The following is a 17,025-nucleotide window of genomic DNA, read 5'->3' as shown; positions in this document are numbered from 1 at the left end:
GTTGCGCTAATAGCTGAAGAATGGCCCCATAGGTCACACTTAATGTTTTTCACATTGTAAAATTCCAGTATAGGAATTTTGTTTGTGCTGGAGTATTGATTTATAAAAATTCAATCTCTCCTATGGTTTTAATCATTTATCGCTACCAGATGATTATCTCATTTTCATATCTTTTGGATAAAAAAGAGAAGAGGCTGTGTTCTTTTTGAAGAAACAGCCTCTCACAAAGCAAACAAAATCTTTACTTACTTGCCCTTTCAGTTAATTCTTTAACATTTTTGACCAGAAGACTAAATTCTTCTTTATCATATAATCTGGTTAAAAATCTGATGTAACCATCCCGGTCGATCACTACGTTACGTGTTACACCGGCTTTTTTATCGGCAAATTTCTGGAAAATTTTAGCGCCGGGATCTAGGGCCAATGGATAAGTGATATTCATGTCTTTGTGAAATTTCTGTACCACATCTAATGGTTCATCCCGATCAACACCGATCAATACCACATCTTTATTTTTATAGGCCTGCCAGATGTCCTTTTCTAAATAAGGCATTTCTTCTCTGCATACCTTACACCATGCAGCGGTGAACTGTAGAATGACAATTTTTCCTTTTAATTCTTTTAATGTGGTTTTCTTACCATCATGGAGTACCAGTTCAAAATCATCAGGGGCTTTATCTCCTACTTTTACCAGATAGCCTCTGCTATCGGCATTGGGGTTTTCGAATTTTGGTTGTTGCGCAAATCCACTAAGTGTAAGCAAAACTGCGGCTAAGGTTAATAGTTTAATTTTCATAATGATAAGTTTAAAGAGTTATAATGTTGTCTAAATTATTTTTCAGCGGCTTTCCAGCCTTCATCAAGTGCGGTGGCTACTTCGCCATATTTTCCTTTTTCGCCGAAGTAGGCGTTGCTACCAAAAGTATAAACGGGTTGTTTTACCAGATCGAGCTGGAGTTGCGGCAAAGGATATTCAGTTGGCGTACCGCCTACGAGTAAATTGTTCCTGCGCATAAAGGTAAATGGCAGAAATGCACCACCAGCGCCATCTATTTCAATGGCATATTCATAATGCAACTGTTTTCTCAAATCAGCCTGGTTTGCGGCAACATCAGGAAGCGTTCCTATGGCTTTTCTTACAGCGGCCGGATCATTTAGTATGGCAGCTGCGCCAGCATAATCCTTCAGCCAAAATTTGGATTCAGCCTTTAGTAACCTGATCTCTTCCGCCAGGAAATAAGGATTAACCGCACCAGGTGAGTTTAACGTGTTGGCTGTATTATACCATCTTTTTCGGTACCAATTGGTAAAAAGCCCACGCCCACGCGATTCGATAAATATTCCAAAACTTGTGGTGTATCCAAAATAACTATCAAAACGTTTATCGTTGCTGCTAATGTTGGGTAATATTCCGGTTAAAGGGTAAAATTTAGGGGTATTTCCGGTTTTATCGGCCAAATAGGCAATTTTAAGATCTGGTGGCAACCAACCAGAACCATCTGAATTGCGCTGTAACAAATTGGTCAATAACTGATTGTAATACCCCCCTGTTACCGTGGTGATCACAAAATCGGTGGTAAATCCTTTTTCGGCGTAGGCCAATACTTTATTCCATTGTTCATCGCCAATTTTTTCTGCTTCGGTCTTATCACGGGCCTCAGATGATAAAATCCTTGCAGCCATTGAATTGGCCAGTTTAATAAAGTCGGCTTTACTGAATGTTTTTCCGCTGAGGAAATCGAATTTAAACTGTGTATTCGCTTCAGCCAGTGTTATAGATTTATCAATCAGCTTGATTCCATTGGCAATTAAGGCCTTGTAAGAATCCGGAAAGTCTTTCGTGCTCAAGTTCACGTCATCCACAATAATACCACGGTCGAAAATAACACCAAGATAGCCTTGTGCTATTCCTTTGGCATAATAGGCCGCAACAAGGCAATCCTGCGTTCTATCTGTACCCTGTGTATCGTAAATCTTTTTACCCTGCTTTTCAATAATATCCAATGCCAGCGTGGCATCTAAATTGGCCTGATAAAAGTTATTGTAAAAAGTATTCCAGGTAACTGCACCACGGTAAGAAGTATTGTTATTGAGTCGTAGACGCGGTTCGTTCGCAAAATCCCACCAGGAAGAATTTCCGTTGGTATTGGTTGTCTGATCGGCTAAAAGACTAAAATGCGTGCCAGATGCACTTGTTGAGGTGCTAAAAATAGTTTGAACGCTACTTGTTGTGAGTTTAAGCCCGAGATCTTTTATCTGATCGATGGCTTCCTGATTCGTCAGCGTTGTTGGATTATCGAAATCTGTTTTTTTGCAGGCGCTAAGGCTTAAGGCAATAAGTGATATATAGAATATATTTTTCATTTTCTGTTCGTTAAAAGTTTAGCGTAAGTTTTGCGCTGTAAATGCGGTAGGTTGGATAATCGTAAAAATCCTGATTGCCTTCTGGCGTTACTCCGGTAAAGGATGTCCAGGTGTATAGGTTACGGCCAACTAATGCAAGTCTGGCATTACTTAGTACCCGGTTTATCCCAATAGCTTTTAGCGGCAGTTTGTAGCTTAACGAAACTTCTCTTAGCGATACGTAGCTGCTGTTCTGCAACCAGTAATCGGTGGTTTGCTGGGCATTAAAAACCGCTGTAGTAAAGGCAAGTGGCAAACCTGCCTGCGCCGCCTGATCAGAAAATGGGGAACGGTATTGATAAGTAAGATACTGTTGGGTTTCATTATATTTCTGGCCACCTTTTTTCCAATCCAACACCGCATATAGCGATAAAGGGCCGATATTGAAAGTATTTGAAAAACCGACAATAAAATCGGGCTGTGCATCTCCAATAATTTTCGAATTACCAGTAGCTGCATTTTGGTACAACAATGGTGTTTCAGCTGCCGTACCTTGCTGGCTTTTCAAAACCACAAACCCCAATTGGTTAACAGCAAAATCGCTCAGCTTGTAAATTCCACCTGCTGCATTGGTAACCAGCCCCTGCGCATTGGTTTCCAATTGATCGAGACCAGTGAGCACACTATAACCATAAAAGGCAAAAGGGCTTACTCCAGGTGCTTTTCTAAAATCGCCATCGGTAAACTCTGGTACATCACCCAATGAGGTTATTTTACTTCTAATTCTGCTAAAGGTAATTCCGGTGTTCCAGGTAAAGGCATTTTTGGTAACTACGTTGCCGTTAATTTCGAGCTCGAGCGAATTCGATTTTACTGCACCCAAATTCCCATAAATCCTTGCCGAACCTGTAGTTGGAGGAAAAGCCGGCACCAGGATAAAATCGTTTATACTTTTTGAAAACGCATAATTGGCCTGAACATTAATGCGTTTAAACAACTGCGCGTCAATACCAAATTCGAGTTCGGAGGTAATAGCCCTTTTCAGATCTGTATTTTCACGTTGATTATAGCTTACGCCGCCAGAACTGGATAAGGAAACCTGACTATCCTTAGCACCAAATGGAGGCAAACTTCCGGCCTTGCCATAGGCTACCCTCAATTTTAATTCGTTAATGATACCCAACTTCACATCTTCTGTTAACCGATATGCAGTAGATACCCTTGGGAAAAACGCTGTTCCAACATCAGCACCAAACCTCGAACTGTTATCCAGGCGGCCCAATACATCTATAAAAATCTTTTCCTTCCAAGCTGCTTTCAGGTTTAAAAAGTAACCGTAGTTAACTGTTTGTTCCCAGGTAGAGCCAATACTTCTACTATCAGCTGATGCCGCAGCTAAACTTTTAACAGGTGCACTCAGGTTATAGCCAGAACCAGATAATGAAGTAATCCTGTTTTCTTCGTATACCGCCTTTAACGTTGCCCCGAAGTCGAAATCGTTAAATTTATTATTATAGTTTAGCTGGGCCTGACCGTTTTTGGAAGTGGTTTTTGATGTCTGTTCGCCATAATAACCATTGTTACGGGTAATGTCGGCAGAAATCGTCTGAAAGCCAATCGGGTAGTAATCCGTTTCATTGTAATTTTCATTCTGTATGGAAGTATATACCTCCGCATTCAACTTATCGGTAAACTGGTATTTCACTTTTATACCAGCAAGTAAATTATCGCTGTTATTTTCATATTCACGGTAACTCAACTGGTAAAAAGGATTGTTCACATTGAAGTTCTGTATATCAAAACCATAGGGTTTAAAGGCATATTTCCCTGAGGCATCGCGTTCCTGAAGATTGATAAAAGGTTCGTATAGTGAAGTAGCATATAACAAGGAGCCGCTACCACTTGATGATATGGAAGAAGAAGGCGTTTTGTTGTTAAAGTATTGCAGGCTTAGGTTAATCTCTAAGTTTTTATCCGGTTTATAGCCAAAATTAAACAAGGCTGTTTGTCTTTTATCGGCACCCACAGGTTCTGCAACTCCGCCTTTATATTGATTTTGAAAAGATGCATACAAAGTATATTTATCGCCCGCAGTTGATGCCGAAACAAAATTTGTAAAATATGGATTGTTGTTTAACATGTTAGCCACATTATCGTATACATTTGGGTATGGGTGAAGGTTAAGGGAATAACCGTTAGTTTGTACATCGATGGTCCTGGCGTTGCCGTTAAGCACGAATGAACCATCGGAATTAACCTTAAAATGATGAAACTGAGAAGTTGGCGGCGTATTTTGCACATTGCTTAAGCCAAATTCATTATCGACAATAATATTCACCTTTCCGGTACCTTTTCCTTTTTTGGTGAGCACCTGGATAATTCCGCCTTCACCCCTGGTACCATAAAGGGCCGAAGCCGCTGCGCCTTTAACCACTTCAATCGATTCTATATCCTGCGGATTTAAGTCAGACAGGTTTAATGCGGTTACAAACCCATCCACTACCAAAAGCGGCGCAATATTGCCCGATACCGATTTAGCGCCGCGCAGATAAACCGTTGCCCCCGAATTACCAGAAGATTGACTGATCTGGATCCCTGCAACCTTTCCTCTTAAAGTTTGAGAGGCATCTGTAGCCGGAACGGTATTAATCTGATCGTTATTCACTTTTGTTAGGGCAAAGGTCAACTTTTTGCGACTGGTACCTTCTGCAACGCCCGTAACCACCACATCAGCTAAAAGATGGACATCTTCTTTCAATTCCACATTAATTTCTGATCGGTTATTGATAGCTACAACCTGTTCTAAATAGCCCTGAAAATGGATGATGATACTATCAGCTTTTTGAGATAAGTTTAAATTAAATTCTCCTTTACCATTGGTGCTGGTGCCGATTTTGGTACCTTTTAATTTTATGGTAGCGCCAATAAGTGCTTGCTTATCTTTACTGTCGGTGATCTTACCGCGAATGGTATTTTGAGCAAAAGCCTGCAAACTGCTAAGCAAAACAAAGCAGACTATTAAATGGGTAAAAAATAGTTTCATTTTTATGGATTATAATTAAGGATGATTGGTCTGGTTGAGAAATTGAGTGAGTTTTGAGATTGAAGTTGTTAACACGAGAATTTGTACCTGTACATCTTTTGTATGGTACTGCTCAATGGCTTCTCTCACACCGGGAAGGGTTTTAACGCCATAGCCGGTGTACAGACCAGGGGCATAAATGCTATGCCTATACCACGGACGCCCAGGTAAACCTGCTTGTAGAAGCAATTGTTTTTCAGCCTGAAAAAGTAAGGTATTGAGTTGATCAGTTTTAGTATCCGAAGCGAGTGCAGCAGATACGATCTGATCAAGTTTTGATGATGCAGTTTTTAAACTATCTACTGCTAAGTTCAGTGCTTTAAAATCAAACTCTGGTAATTCAACCTGTACAGGAGGATTTTTCAAGTTTTCTTTAGGATCGTTGGCGAGCTGATAAGCACCACTTAAAACGAGCTTATTCTGGCTTTGAGCACCTTCCCTAAGCTGTTTTGCCAAAGCGTTTACTTCAGTAACATAAGTCGCTATTTTAGCCTGAAGATTAGAAAAATTAAATGGAAGTACATCTGCATTGGCCAAACGTAATACCGCCCGGCCAGCCGTTTGCGATAAGGCCAATCCGTATTCAAAACCTGGATCTTTAAACTTCACAAAGTTGTCGTAAGTATCGAAATTGGTATGGTACTCTCCTCCTTCATCTTCCCCGCCAAAACCAAGGCTTAAAGTAGGGATGCCGAGGTGCTGCAAAAACGCTGAATAATCTGATCCTGTGCCGAGCGCGCCCAGATCGAGTGTTTGGCTATCTTGTATTTTCTTACGGTCGGTAAGCGAGGCTGTAGAAATGGTTTTATTGGCTTTCCACCGCTCAAAAATATTAGAACCAACCTGAGGGTCTTTTACATCTTTCGAAATTTCTGAAACAAAATTTTCTAAAGCATGGGAACCGCCAGCTTCCAAAAAGCCACGGCCATTGCCATCCGAATTGATGTAGGCAACCGCTTTACTGTTTAACTCGTCTGCATGGTCTTCTACCCATTCTGTTGAACCTAAAAGCGATTGTTCTTCTCCATCCCAGGCAATATAAACAAGTGTTCGTTTAGGTTTTATACCTGCCTTTGCCAATTTTCCGATAGATTTTGCTTCTTCCAAAAGGGAGGCCAGCCCACTTACCGGATCTGCAGCGCCATTTACCCAGGCATCGTGATGATTACCACGTATAATCCACTGATTTTTAAATTTACTTCCCTCAAGTTTTGCTACAACATTGTATGCTGGCACAATATCCCAGTTAAAAGCCAGGTTTAAACGGACCACGGTACTTCCATCGCCAATGTGATAGGTAACGGGCAAGCCACCGCTCCAATCGGTAGGTACCACCTCACCTTTAAGTGCAGCAAGCAATGGCAAAGCATCGTGATAACTAATGGGCTGAACCGGAATTTTAAGAATCGTTTTGGCATCTGCCCGCTCCAACCTTTTGGCATTCTTGGTAGAACCGATTCCGGGTGTTAATGGATCACCGGGATAAATTACCATATCCATTACCGATCCCCGTTGAACAGCAAATTCTGGCTTGTAGGCGCCTTGCGGATATACATCTCCTTTCACAAAGCCGTCATCTTTTGGGTCCGAATAAATGATACAGCCCACCGCACCATGTTCGTAGGCTATCTTAGGTTTAGTGCCCCGCCACGATCTGCCATATTTTGCAATAACAATCTTGCCTTTTACGCTGATACCTAAACGCACCAACTTTTCATAATCAGCTGGTAGACCGTAATTTACAAAAACAAGACCTGCACTAACATCACCATCGGCACTCCAGGCATTGTAAGGAGGCAATTGCCCTTGCTGTGCGGTTGCTAAATCTTCCTTAATAGCCTTTTCTTCAAGCGAGGCACTGTATTTGTTGCTCCCTAAAAGTTCTACCGAACGGGCTTTAGGCGTTGGAAACAAAACATAATAAGTCTCTATTTTTGCGTCCCAGCCATAACTTCTAAACTTTTTCAATACAGATTCTGCTACTGTTTTACTTCCTTTAGCACCCAAGTGGTGAGGGTTGGCAGAAAGTTCTTTTATGGTAGCCCCTATATTTTCTTTATTAAGCCCGGCATCAAATTTCTGCTCAATAACACGCTGTATCGGAATATTTTGGGTTTTAAATCCACTCAGCCTATTCTGCGCCAATAAAGGAAGCCAGAGCAATTGAATAGCCGTAAAAAGTGTAAAAGTTTTCTTCATTTTCTGATTTTTTTAGGAGTTCTTTTACCAGAAAAACTTTGAGCGACCTCAAAATCAATTAGCATGCGGATGCATAACCAACTTATCTTCTCCACCCTTGGGCAGAAAGGAATTAGCACCTTTTACAAGTGTATAGGTTGCTCAGACGTCATAGGGCCCTTCCCTCAGTCTTTCTGGATAAGTATTATATAATGATGCAAAGCTAAAAATAATAATCTAGTATTCCTATAGGATTTATATTATTTATTTAAATAACGCGGTTGACAGTCTTTTTAAAACTGACTGCCTTTGTTTTTTTTCGATCTTGCTAAAGGGATATATGCAAACCAGATCTTGGATTTTGCCACTTCTTACTGGGATCTCCCTGATGACTAAAAATCTTTATCCTAAAACAATCAATAAACATAGATACATTTCTATATATCAATATTAAAATTTACCTTTGCCAAGGCTTTACCCCTTGTTAATTTGGAGCAAAGCAAGAAAAATGGATAACAAAAAGATAGAAAAGATATCCCGGGCACTAAGTGATACCAACAGGATAGCCATTTTACAGGAATTTAAAAAAAAGAAAGATTGCCTCTATTGTGCAGAAGTAAATGATCTTTTAGACCTGACACAACCTTCCGTTTCCCACCATTTAAAGCAACTGGTTGATGYAGACCTGTTGTTGCCTCAAAAAGAAGGACGTAATTTCAAATACCTGCTGAACGAGAAAGTGCTCAATGAGTACATCGCCTGCCTAAATTCGTTAAAGGATTAAGGGCACTTACACATGAAATTAGAAACAAATTACCTATACACATCGAAATATTTGAATATATGAATAAGTCTATATATATACTGGCATTAGGTGCCTTTGGCATTATCACTACCGAATTTGGCGTTATCGGCATCTTGCCAACGATCAGCAGGGAGTTTGGCGTTTCTGTGGATACAGCCGGGTGGTTATTAAGTGCCTTTGCTATAACAGTTGCCGTATCGTCTCCATTTATAACTGCCCTTACTTCTAAGATCAATCGCAAGTTCTTATTATGCCTTGTTTTGGGTGTTTTTATACTCTCAAACCTGCTTTCAGCTTTTTCCCCTAGCTTTACCATTTTGATGATCGCGAGGATTTTGCCTGCCTTCTTCCACCCGCTGTTCTGGAATATTTCGCTAGCAGTAGCGTTCAAACAAGGCGGAGCCAAAGCAGTATCGGTCGTCATGACTGGGCTCAGCATCGCTACGGTTTTGGGTGTACCCTTAACTACCTATGCTGCTGATTACTTTCATAACTGGCAGGCATCTTTTTTCTTAACCAGTATTATCAGTTTAATTGCCTTTTTAGGCCTGCTATTTGTTGTGCCATCTATGCCGGGCAACAGCGAAAAATCTGCTGAAAGCCAGTTGTATGTTTTAAAGGATACCAAGCTTTGGCTAAACCTGGTTTCCACCGTACTTACACTTGCAGCCATGTTCTCGAGCTATAGCTACCTTGCCGCGTACCTTGAAAACATTTCGAATATGAACGGCGCTCAAATTAGCATTATGCTGCTCCTATTTGGTGGAATGGGGATTCTTGGTAACTGGTTAATGGGCATTGCACTCGGTAAAAATGTAATCTTAACCAGCCGGTTCTTTTTTATTCTTTTGATAGCTGTGCAAATATTGGCTTATTATTTTGGAACAATTTTTATCCCTATGGTAATTATTGTTTCCTTATGGGGCATGATCCATACAGGTGGATTTTTAGTGCCCAACATTCGAACCACTCAATCCGTTCCCCATAATGCATTGGAATTTGTAAACAGTCTTTTAACATCTTGCTATAATATCGGTATTTCATTAGGCGCATTCTTAGGCGGCATTGTAATCGCGAAGTTTGGTGTCCACGAAATAATCTGGATGGCAGTGCCTCTTCTGTTACTGGCTTACTTATTGAGTTTTGTAAACTCAAGAAAGAAAGCATTGGTTAATTAATAATTTATCAATCTTAAAATATTAAAACTGAGTACATGCTCAGCATTATCAATGATCTTACAGGACAATCCAAGATTTTATAGTGATAAATATAGTCCTTTTGGCTGATTACTTTCAAGAGCGTTAACGAACTTTAACTAAAAAACCCCAACTCAATTAAAAATTTTACCGAGTGTCTCCCATGCCCAATGTTCGTTAAGTTAAGCGTTTTTAACCATAGATGCACCCAGATAACACGGATTTTCATATCTGTGTGCATCCTTTCTATCTGTGGTTAAATTATTTTTGCTTGTGCCGAATGGCTTAAGGTGTAATGGGAATAAATAAACCCAGACTTAAAGAAAAATCTCCAACAACACAATTACAATCGCTGCTGTCAATGTATTCAAAAAATTGACCACATCATTCCCGATCAACCCCCTCCGCTCCAGCACAGCCCCTAATATGGAATCAGTAAGGTTACCCAACGTACCTGCAAGAACAATAAAGAAAAAGCTGATACTCCATCCCCATCCTAGCGCATAAATGCCAGCAATAATACAGCTACCTGCTATACCGATCAGGGTCCCTTCCAGACTGATCACCCCGTCCATTCCGCAGCGGTCGGGCTTAAAGGAAATAACATTAAAAAACCGTCTTCCATAAAGCATCCCCAGCTCGGAGGACAGGGTATCCGCTGTAGCCGAGGCAAAGGCTGCCGCCATTGCCGGAAGCATCAAATAAGCCAGCCGGGGATAAGACAGGGTAACTATAGCTGCAATGGCCGCAGCCCCGGCATTGGCCAGTACCTGCATTGCATTACGGCCTTTTTTTTCTTCATCCTTAGTGGCAAAAGCCTGCTTTCTGTGCCGCTCCAAGGAGGTGGCAGCAGAACCGAGGATAAAAAACATGGTCATCATCGCAAGCCCGAAGTAACCTGCAGCGGTAAAAATAAGGCATGCCAGTACCCCGCCCGTAAAAGCGGCCAGAACCGTCAGTTTTTTTGCCAAGATACTGTAGGCCATGCCTAAAATAATGATGATAGGCAAAAAGATGCCGCTATTGAACATATCACAAATATATTTGAAATATATTCACGAAAAAGCACATGGAAATATTTGTGCTGTTACGAACTACCAAAAACGTCAAAATCGACCGTGGTCACAAGTCTTGGGTTACCAAAGAGATCGATAAAAGTAACGGTTAGTTGTACTTCGGTTTGATAAGAAAACGAGCAGCCATTTTCCCTGAAATACCCAATCTTACTGCTGATTATCCATGCAGAGATTGAAATCAAGAAGGAGCCCGAAATGAATTTAAACGACCAGAATAAACGGGTGCTATTTTTCGCGGAATAGTTTCGGGTATTCAATTACCAATCCATACGGATCGGTTTTTAGCTCGGCCTTAAATGTCGATTTTTCGTTTTCATACAGGTATACCGAATTTGATATTTTAGTATAATACTGCCTTACAGGTATTATCAGATCAGCAATAATGTCTATGTATATCACCTCGATCCTATTGCTCAATTGCCCAATAAAAACCAACCTTCTTATCGGCAATGTATTGGTAAAAGGTGTTAATGAAATATCAATATCGACACAACCATCAAATCGATGATCAATCTTATTGTTGACCAGCCAATGATCACCTTTCTTTTCTAGAAGAAGTGTTTTTTCATTTCCGCCCAATATGACATTTATTTCAACGAAATAGGTTTCCCACAACGTATCCGTAAGAATTTTATATAAGATTTTAGTCGCCTGGTTATTAACCTGGCATGTAATAATCGATGTAACTGCGACACCATTATCTGTTTCCGTTAAGGTACAATTTTCCAGGGACCTGTATTCCAAGCCTTCCCATGTTATGTTTCTCTCCATTATGATTTGAAATTAAACAATCTTAATGCCGACTTGGTTTTAAGCAGCTTAATTCACGGTCCAATAAGGCGAAAACTGGAAAATTATTTTATTTAGAGATTTAACTGCGTATTTCTAGAAAAATAGTTCTCTTCACTTTTTGATGGCAGCTCAAGTTTCCCGCTAATAATTATGTTGAAATCGCTTTTAAATAATATTATCTAGGCTATTGATTGAAAATAATTACTAGCCACAAAAAAGAGCAAGAACGTCAAAGCCTCTTTGACGTTATCGCTGAAGAAAGCACACTTAAAAAGGCTTTTACAAAAGTACGCCGCCTTGACAATAAAATAAGTATCTTCAAATAATCCATTAATATGACAACATTTCCGAAGTTTATTTTTTGTATCCTGTTGATAATTACATTTCTGGGATGTAATAGTGAAAAAGAGTTGACCCCATTGGTTCAGCCCACAAATATTCTTCAAGGCCGTGACCAGCTCTCAAACTATATCACACAATACGTCAACTTCGATTCTGATTATAGTGCTTTCGATACGGAAGGAAAAGCTATGGATAAACAAACGTTTCTGAGCGAGGTGCTATCCGGGCGGTACTTACCCTTAAAGTTAAAAACAGGAGCAGGTAGAAACTTATACCAACTGTACAAAATTAATGTGCTTATTGAGGACTCGCCAAAATATTATCTGATAGACCAGGCCCGTCAGGGGCTTTTTCAACTTTCGCTTGTAGGCAAGCCTGCACCAAAGTTTGAATTTGTAGATTTAACAGGCCATAGATACAACAACCAAAATACCAAGGGAAAAATTTTGGTAATGAAATTCTGGTTTATAGGCTGTATTGCCTGTGTACAAGAAATGCCTGAAGTGAACAAAATCGTTGATCGATACCAGGATCGTAAGGACATTCTTTTTGTTAGTCTTGCATCTAACAAAGTCGAACCATTAAAGAAATTCCTTAATAAGGTAACATTCAAATATCAAACTGTAGCAAACGCCGATCATTATATGGTTGATTCTATCGGCACCAGGGTATTCCCTTCACATTTGATTATTGGCAGGGATGGAAAGATCAGGAAATTTACGCTACAATATGCTGAGGTTGATAAGCTGTTGAAAACTCTTTAGCTATGAAATAATAGAAACCCCTTCCCTTTTAAAAACAAGCGTTACCCTGGGATTGTTATATATAAAACATGAAACCCTTATGGACAACTTTACCGTAACCCTTAGTCCCAATCATAAGTGCCATTTCCAGGTTGAACAGCACCCGCATCACGTTACTGGTGGCTGTAAATACAAAATCTACCAGGACGGGAAATTTGTGGCCAGTCTGGAGCCCGACAGCCGGGATTTTTTGCATGTATGCCAGAACCCGGCAGCTATTGAGCTGGAGATCCTGCATATGTTAGCAGAACAGATCGAACTTGTGCATCCTGGCACGGCTCATTTGGAAGAACTTCAAAATATTGAACTTGACAGCGATGATGAGCTGGAAGCACCACCGCAATAGCTGTCTTAATATTGTTTAAGAAGGATAAAGGTAGGCGGCCCAGTAAGTGATTAGAATATGGCTAACACCCAAAGAATAATGGCGCCTGACAAAAGATTAACCTTTAATTTTCAGATAAACAGTAAATATTGAACCTTCTCCCAATTTACTATCAACGGTAATCCTTCCACCAGAAGCACCTACAATTTCCTTAACCAGGTAAAGCCCGATCCCTGAGCCGTCACCGGACTGGGAAATCCGTTGGTATTTCCCGAAAATACCCGTTAAGTTATTTTCACTAATCCCAATTCCGTTGTCTTTTACGGCAATTACCATAAAATCCCCTTCCTGATGGGTTTTGATCAAAATTTCCGGATTCCTTTCGCTTGACCTATATTTTATGGCATTATTGACCAGGTTATAGATTATGCTACGCAGTTTACGGCGGATATATAAGATTTCTGAAAAACCGATATCAGTCTTTATCTTTGCAGACGATTCATTTATCTGCGGTGCAAGCGTGAGCCTGATATCTTCCAGGATATGCTCAAAATCCAACAGTTCCTCCACCGCTTTATAACGGTGCTCTTGTTCACGGGAATCGGTTAAGTCATGGATTATCTGTTGCATTTTGGTCAGGCTGTTCTCCACCTTTTCCAAAAGCACTGGAAACCGTTCCATATCTTTCTCTGGTAGTTTTCTAAGCATCTCGATCGTAAGTGCCAGACTGGTGAGCGGTGTTTTTATATCATGCGAGATAGTATCCAAAAGCAGTTCATGCTCAGCAATCAGTTTTTCCTGTTCTTTTAAATCGCGTATGCGCATGGTGATCTCCACAAAAGTGATGATCACGCCATTTGTTTTCTTGTCACGCTGAACGATATACGGAAGAATGTTCATCTGATACCAACGCAGGTCTGTGGTCTGAATTTCCTTTTCCAGAATCTCCCCGCTGTCGATAACATGCTGAATATTCTCGATAATAGTCGGAAAACGAAAATTTTCTTTGATATCTGCGATAGGTCTGCCCACATCGGCGAGTTTTAGGCTGAACTGGCGCATGGCCGGTGGCGTGAACTTTCTCAGTATTAGATGTGCATCGACAAACAGCTGGGGAATGATCGTATTTCTGAAATAGTTTTCCAGTTCTTCATTAAGTTTGATAAGCGTGCTGATCTGCTCGGCTTTGTTCTGCATGCGTATGGCCTACAGGGTGAGTCCGGATCGGCATTGCAAGATAGACAATAAATGCATATCTATCGCCACAATCACACAGCCTACCATACACCAATCTGAACCAAACCTGGTCAGTTCTTTTGGCAGCAAAAAATTTGGGTACAGATTTGGGTTAAAAACGGTTGGTATCATTATCCCATTCCAACCCAATAAAAAACAAAACCCTCTAAACACTTGATTTAGAGGGTTTTTGATGGATTATACATCCTGTTTTCGTCGGGATGGCAGGATTCGAACCTACGACCTCCTGCTCCCAAAGCAGGCGCGATACCGGGCTACGCTACATCCCGAACTTGGTATCGATCTTTTAATCCTGTTTTAAAAGTGGATCAACTTTTTGTCGGGATGGCAGGATTCGAACCTACGACCTCCTGCTCCCAAAGCAGGCGCGATACCGGGCTACGCTACATCCCGAACTTGGTATCTTCTTTTTTATTTCCCTTTTTCGAAGGGATTGCAAAGAAACGGTTTTAAATTGATAATTCCATTTATTTTTGCAAATTTTTATTTTCTGCGGAGAGGGCGGGATTCGAACCCGCGGTACCGTTACCAGTACGACAGTTTAGCAAACTGTTCCTTTCGGCCACTCAGGCACCTCTCCTTTTCGACCTCTATTTTCCGCCCTACCGGCGTTGTTTTGAGGTCTGCAAATATAGTAAAACAAGTTATCCAACAAAAAAAAATTACAAAATTTGTTGATAATCTATACGCACATGATAGATACTCATAAGCATCGTCTTGAATATCAATTTGATAGTCTCAATATCTTTTAACGTTAAATCGCAATCATCTAACTGATTTTGCTCTAATTTGTAGTTAATTATCCTTTCAACGATGTCATTTATATTCTGAGCATCGGGATTTTTCAGACTTCTTGAGGCAGCTTCGACCGAATCTGCGAGCATTAGCACACCAGTTTCTTTGCTAAAAGGTATTGGTCCGGGGTAGCGAAAAATGTTTTCGTCGACAAATTTTTCAGGTGTATTTTTCAAAAAAGACTGATAAAAATAATCAACCCGGGTATTGCCGTGGTGTGTTCTGATAAAATCGATAATCGCTTCAGGAATCTGGTTCTTCCTTAAAATCTCAATTCCTTTATGCACATGCTGAATAATAATCTGCGCACTTTGCTCATATGGCAGTTTATCGTGCGGACTAACAGCGGTATTCTGATTCTCGATAAAATATTGTGGATTGTCTACTTTACCAATATCATGATATAAAGCACCTGCCCTTACCAGCACCGAATTGCCCCCTATTTTAAATATCGCGGCCTCTGCAAGGTTTGCCACCTGTAAAGAGTGCTGAAACGTTCCAGGCGCTTTAAAGGCAAGTTCCCTTAAGAGTTTATTATTAGTATTGGTGAGCTCAATTAAGGCTACATCAGATGTGATACCAAAAATACGTTCAAACAGATAAATTAAGGGGTAAGCTAAAAGAGATAAAAGTACACTAAAAACAAAAGGAATAAAATTCATCCATTCTATTTCGCGGAAAGATCCTTCACGAAGCAGGGCAATACCTATAAAAGAAACAAAATAAGCCAAAAGAATAAATAAGGCCGAAACCAGGAATCTTTCGCGCTTAACAAAGTTTTTTATACTAAATATGGCAACCATGCCCGCAGTAACCTGATAAAACACAAACTCGAAACTATTGGCCACAAAAAAACCAGCAATTAAAATTACCAGCATATGGAGGTAAAGCGCCAAACGGGTATCGAACAGGATCCTAATGATAATGGGCACCACACAGAACGGAATGTAGTACAAACTTGGGATTTCCATTTTAATGGCCCAGGTTAATGCCAATAACATCCCCGTGGTAACAATCAGGATTAAGGAAAGCTGGCGGTTATCGGCAAAAATATCCTTCCGGAAAAGAAAAAGGAACGACATTAAAATGGCAAGTATAAAACCAACCAATATTACCTGCCCCAAATAAACCAATGCCCTGCTCCCTATTGTTTTGCTTTGTGCATCGTAAGTTGCTTTATAAGATTCCAGTTTCTGATAAATTTCTTCATCAATAACATCATTCTTCGCTACAATAAGCTCTCCCTTTTGCACCATACCCTTGGTAGTAGAGATATTGTTAACCGTATTGTCCTGTATGGTTTGGGTTAGCCGCTCATCAAATACAATGTTCGGGGTAATATGATCAATGGCGAGGTTTGCAACCAGATCGCCCATAACCTGATTGGGGGCTTTAAAATTATCTTTAAAAAACTTCAAGGCCGATTCTGCAGTAAAAACATCCTGTGTATTCTTTTCCTGGGCAACATTGTTTTCAAGTAAAGAAAAGTCATAGTTCTTCCCTCCTGCCTGATGTTTTACATTTAAACCAATAATCCCTTTCTCGTAAATGTTCTGCAGCAATTTATAGGAAGCGCTTTTATATACGTCCTTGTCTTTTTCGTTAAGTTGCTTAGATTTCCATTTCACATCAAACTCATTGGCAAACTCTTCCAAAGCATTTGCCGTAATGCCCCTATCGAATTGATAAACAGGCAAAATATCTTTTAGCGCATTCTTTTTATCGGCACTAACCTGTGGGTTGGTTTTTAAAATAGCAAAACTGAAGGGAGAAATCAGGTCCTTGTTTTTCCATACTGCATTTTTTTCAAACTCATACCTAAACCGGGGCTGCTTGGGCAGGAATAACGTAATAATGAAAACGGTAAATATCATCATCACATATTTTAGGTTTGATGAATACTTCCGGTAAAGGATTTTGTGTGAATTTCTCTTGATTTTAGCCAAAACGATGTAATTATTGTATTGTCAAAAATAGCATTTTTATCTAATATACATTTTACAGGTTTTGTTTGCAATTACCAGATTTTAT

General features: G+C 40.2%; 12 protein-coding genes, 3 tRNA genes and 1 riboswitch. Of the genes, 4 read left to right on the top strand and 11 right to left on the bottom strand.

Going from position 1 to position 17,025, the window contains the following annotated elements:
- Positions 1–241: 241 nt before the first annotated feature.
- The 4 genes from AC1DNH_RS01405 to AC1DNH_RS01390 are packed head-to-tail and all read right to left on the bottom strand — an operon-like array spanning position 242 to position 7,624.
- Complete coding sequence (locus tag AC1DNH_RS01405; protein ID WP_477580528.1) at positions 242–796, bottom strand: peroxiredoxin family protein; 555 nt, start codon at positions 794–796, stop codon at positions 242–244.
- A gap of 35 nt (positions 797–831) precedes the next feature.
- Complete coding sequence (locus AC1DNH_RS01400; protein ID WP_477580526.1) at positions 832–2,364, bottom strand: RagB/SusD family nutrient uptake outer membrane protein; 1,533 nt, start codon at positions 2,362–2,364, stop codon at positions 832–834.
- A 10-nt stretch (positions 2,365–2,374) separates the two neighbouring features.
- Positions 2,375–5,386, bottom strand: a complete 3,012-nt coding sequence (locus AC1DNH_RS01395) for a SusC/RagA family TonB-linked outer membrane protein (RefSeq protein ID WP_477625094.1) — start codon at positions 5,384–5,386, stop codon at positions 2,375–2,377.
- Positions 5,387–5,401: 15 nt separating this feature from the next.
- Positions 5,402–7,624: a transferrin receptor-like dimerization domain-containing protein gene (locus AC1DNH_RS01390; RefSeq protein WP_477625093.1), complete on the bottom strand. Its 2,223-nt coding sequence runs from the start codon at positions 7,622–7,624 to the stop codon at positions 5,402–5,404.
- A gap of 79 nt (positions 7,625–7,703) precedes the next feature.
- A riboswitch (SAM riboswitch) is annotated at positions 7,704–7,808 on the bottom strand.
- 303 nt (positions 7,809–8,111) lie between these two features.
- On the opposite strand from AC1DNH_RS01390, the gene AC1DNH_RS01385 reads away from it, so the two are divergent.
- Positions 8,112–8,387, top strand: a complete 276-nt coding sequence (locus AC1DNH_RS01385; protein ID WP_477625092.1) for an ArsR/SmtB family transcription factor — start codon at positions 8,112–8,114, stop codon at positions 8,385–8,387.
- Positions 8,388–8,446: 59 nt separating this feature from the next.
- Positions 8,447–9,586, top strand: a complete 1,140-nt coding sequence (locus tag AC1DNH_RS01380; RefSeq protein WP_477584843.1) for an MFS transporter — start codon at positions 8,447–8,449, stop codon at positions 9,584–9,586.
- A 335-nt stretch (positions 9,587–9,921) separates the two neighbouring features.
- Here AC1DNH_RS01380 and AC1DNH_RS01375 read toward each other — a convergent pair whose 3' ends face one another.
- Together AC1DNH_RS01375 and AC1DNH_RS01370 are read right to left on the bottom strand one after the other, a co-directional pair.
- Positions 9,922–10,635 carry a DUF92 domain-containing protein gene (locus tag AC1DNH_RS01375; protein ID WP_477584844.1) on the bottom strand — a complete coding sequence of 238 codons (714 nt, stop codon included), beginning with the start codon at positions 10,633–10,635 and terminating at the stop codon, positions 9,922–9,924.
- A 270-nt stretch (positions 10,636–10,905) separates the two neighbouring features.
- Positions 10,906–11,451, bottom strand: coding sequence for a putative glycolipid-binding domain-containing protein (locus tag AC1DNH_RS01370; protein ID WP_477608705.1), 546 nt, complete (start codon positions 11,449–11,451; stop codon positions 10,906–10,908).
- Between the two features lie 356 nt (positions 11,452–11,807).
- On the opposite strand from AC1DNH_RS01370, the gene AC1DNH_RS01365 reads away from it, so the two are divergent.
- Positions 11,808–12,578 carry a TlpA family protein disulfide reductase gene (locus AC1DNH_RS01365; RefSeq protein ID WP_477608703.1) on the top strand — a complete coding sequence of 257 codons (771 nt, stop codon included), beginning with the start codon at positions 11,808–11,810 and terminating at the stop codon, positions 12,576–12,578.
- Between the two features lie 79 nt (positions 12,579–12,657).
- Positions 12,658–12,963: a hypothetical protein gene (locus AC1DNH_RS01360; RefSeq protein WP_477583223.1), complete on the top strand. Its 306-nt coding sequence runs from the start codon at positions 12,658–12,660 to the stop codon at positions 12,961–12,963.
- 96 nt (positions 12,964–13,059) lie between these two features.
- Here the strand turns inward: AC1DNH_RS01360 and AC1DNH_RS01355 are convergent, their stop codons facing one another.
- The 5 genes from AC1DNH_RS01355 to AC1DNH_RS01335 all read right to left on the bottom strand — a co-directional run bounded on the left by AC1DNH_RS01355 (position 13,060) and on the right by AC1DNH_RS01335 (position 16,868).
- The gene (locus AC1DNH_RS01355; RefSeq protein WP_477583221.1) at positions 13,060–14,139 is read right to left on the bottom strand and encodes a sensor histidine kinase; all 1,080 of its coding nucleotides are present in this window, start codon (positions 14,137–14,139) and stop codon (positions 13,060–13,062) included.
- Between the two features lie 255 nt (positions 14,140–14,394).
- A tRNA-Pro gene (locus AC1DNH_RS01350) sits at positions 14,395–14,468 on the bottom strand.
- 50 nt (positions 14,469–14,518) lie between these two features.
- A tRNA-Pro gene (locus AC1DNH_RS01345) sits at positions 14,519–14,592 on the bottom strand.
- 100 nt (positions 14,593–14,692) lie between these two features.
- Positions 14,693–14,779: transfer RNA gene (locus tag AC1DNH_RS01340), tRNA-Ser, on the bottom strand.
- A gap of 82 nt (positions 14,780–14,861) precedes the next feature.
- Complete coding sequence (locus AC1DNH_RS01335; RefSeq protein WP_157280269.1) at positions 14,862–16,868, bottom strand: HD family phosphohydrolase; 2,007 nt, start codon at positions 16,866–16,868, stop codon at positions 14,862–14,864.
- Positions 16,869–17,025: the final 157 nt, after the last annotated feature.

This window comes from Pedobacter sp. 01N310, from assembly GCF_056399805.1.
This window is presented reverse-complemented; position numbering and strand designations above follow the sequence as displayed.

Coding starts and splice junctions, on each gene's coding strand:
- AC1DNH_RS01405 (WP_477580528.1), bottom strand. CDS start 796: ATGAAAATTAAACTATTAACCTTAGCCGCAGTTTTGCTTACACTTAGT.
- AC1DNH_RS01400 (WP_477580526.1), bottom strand. CDS start 2,364: ATGAAAAATATATTCTATATATCACTTATTGCCTTAAGCCTTAGCGCC.
- AC1DNH_RS01395 (WP_477625094.1), bottom strand. CDS start 5,386: ATGAAACTATTTTTTACCCATTTAATAGTCTGCTTTGTTTTGCTTAGC.
- AC1DNH_RS01390 (WP_477625093.1), bottom strand. CDS start 7,624: ATGAAGAAAACTTTTACACTTTTTACGGCTATTCAATTGCTCTGGCTT.
- AC1DNH_RS01380 (WP_477584843.1), top strand. CDS start 8,447: ATGAATAAGTCTATATATATACTGGCATTAGGTGCCTTTGGCATTATC.
- AC1DNH_RS01375 (WP_477584844.1), bottom strand. CDS start 10,635: ATGTTCAATAGCGGCATCTTTTTGCCTATCATCATTATTTTAGGCATG.
- AC1DNH_RS01370 (WP_477608705.1), bottom strand. CDS start 11,451: ATGGAGAGAAACATAACATGGGAAGGCTTGGAATACAGGTCCCTGGAA.
- AC1DNH_RS01365 (WP_477608703.1), top strand. CDS start 11,808: ATGACAACATTTCCGAAGTTTATTTTTTGTATCCTGTTGATAATTACA.
- AC1DNH_RS01360 (WP_477583223.1), top strand. CDS start 12,658: ATGGACAACTTTACCGTAACCCTTAGTCCCAATCATAAGTGCCATTTC.
- AC1DNH_RS01355 (WP_477583221.1), bottom strand. CDS start 14,139: ATGCAGAACAAAGCCGAGCAGATCAGCACGCTTATCAAACTTAATGAA.
- AC1DNH_RS01335 (WP_157280269.1), bottom strand. CDS start 16,868: ATGATATTTACCGTTTTCATTATTACGTTATTCCTGCCCAAGCAGCCC.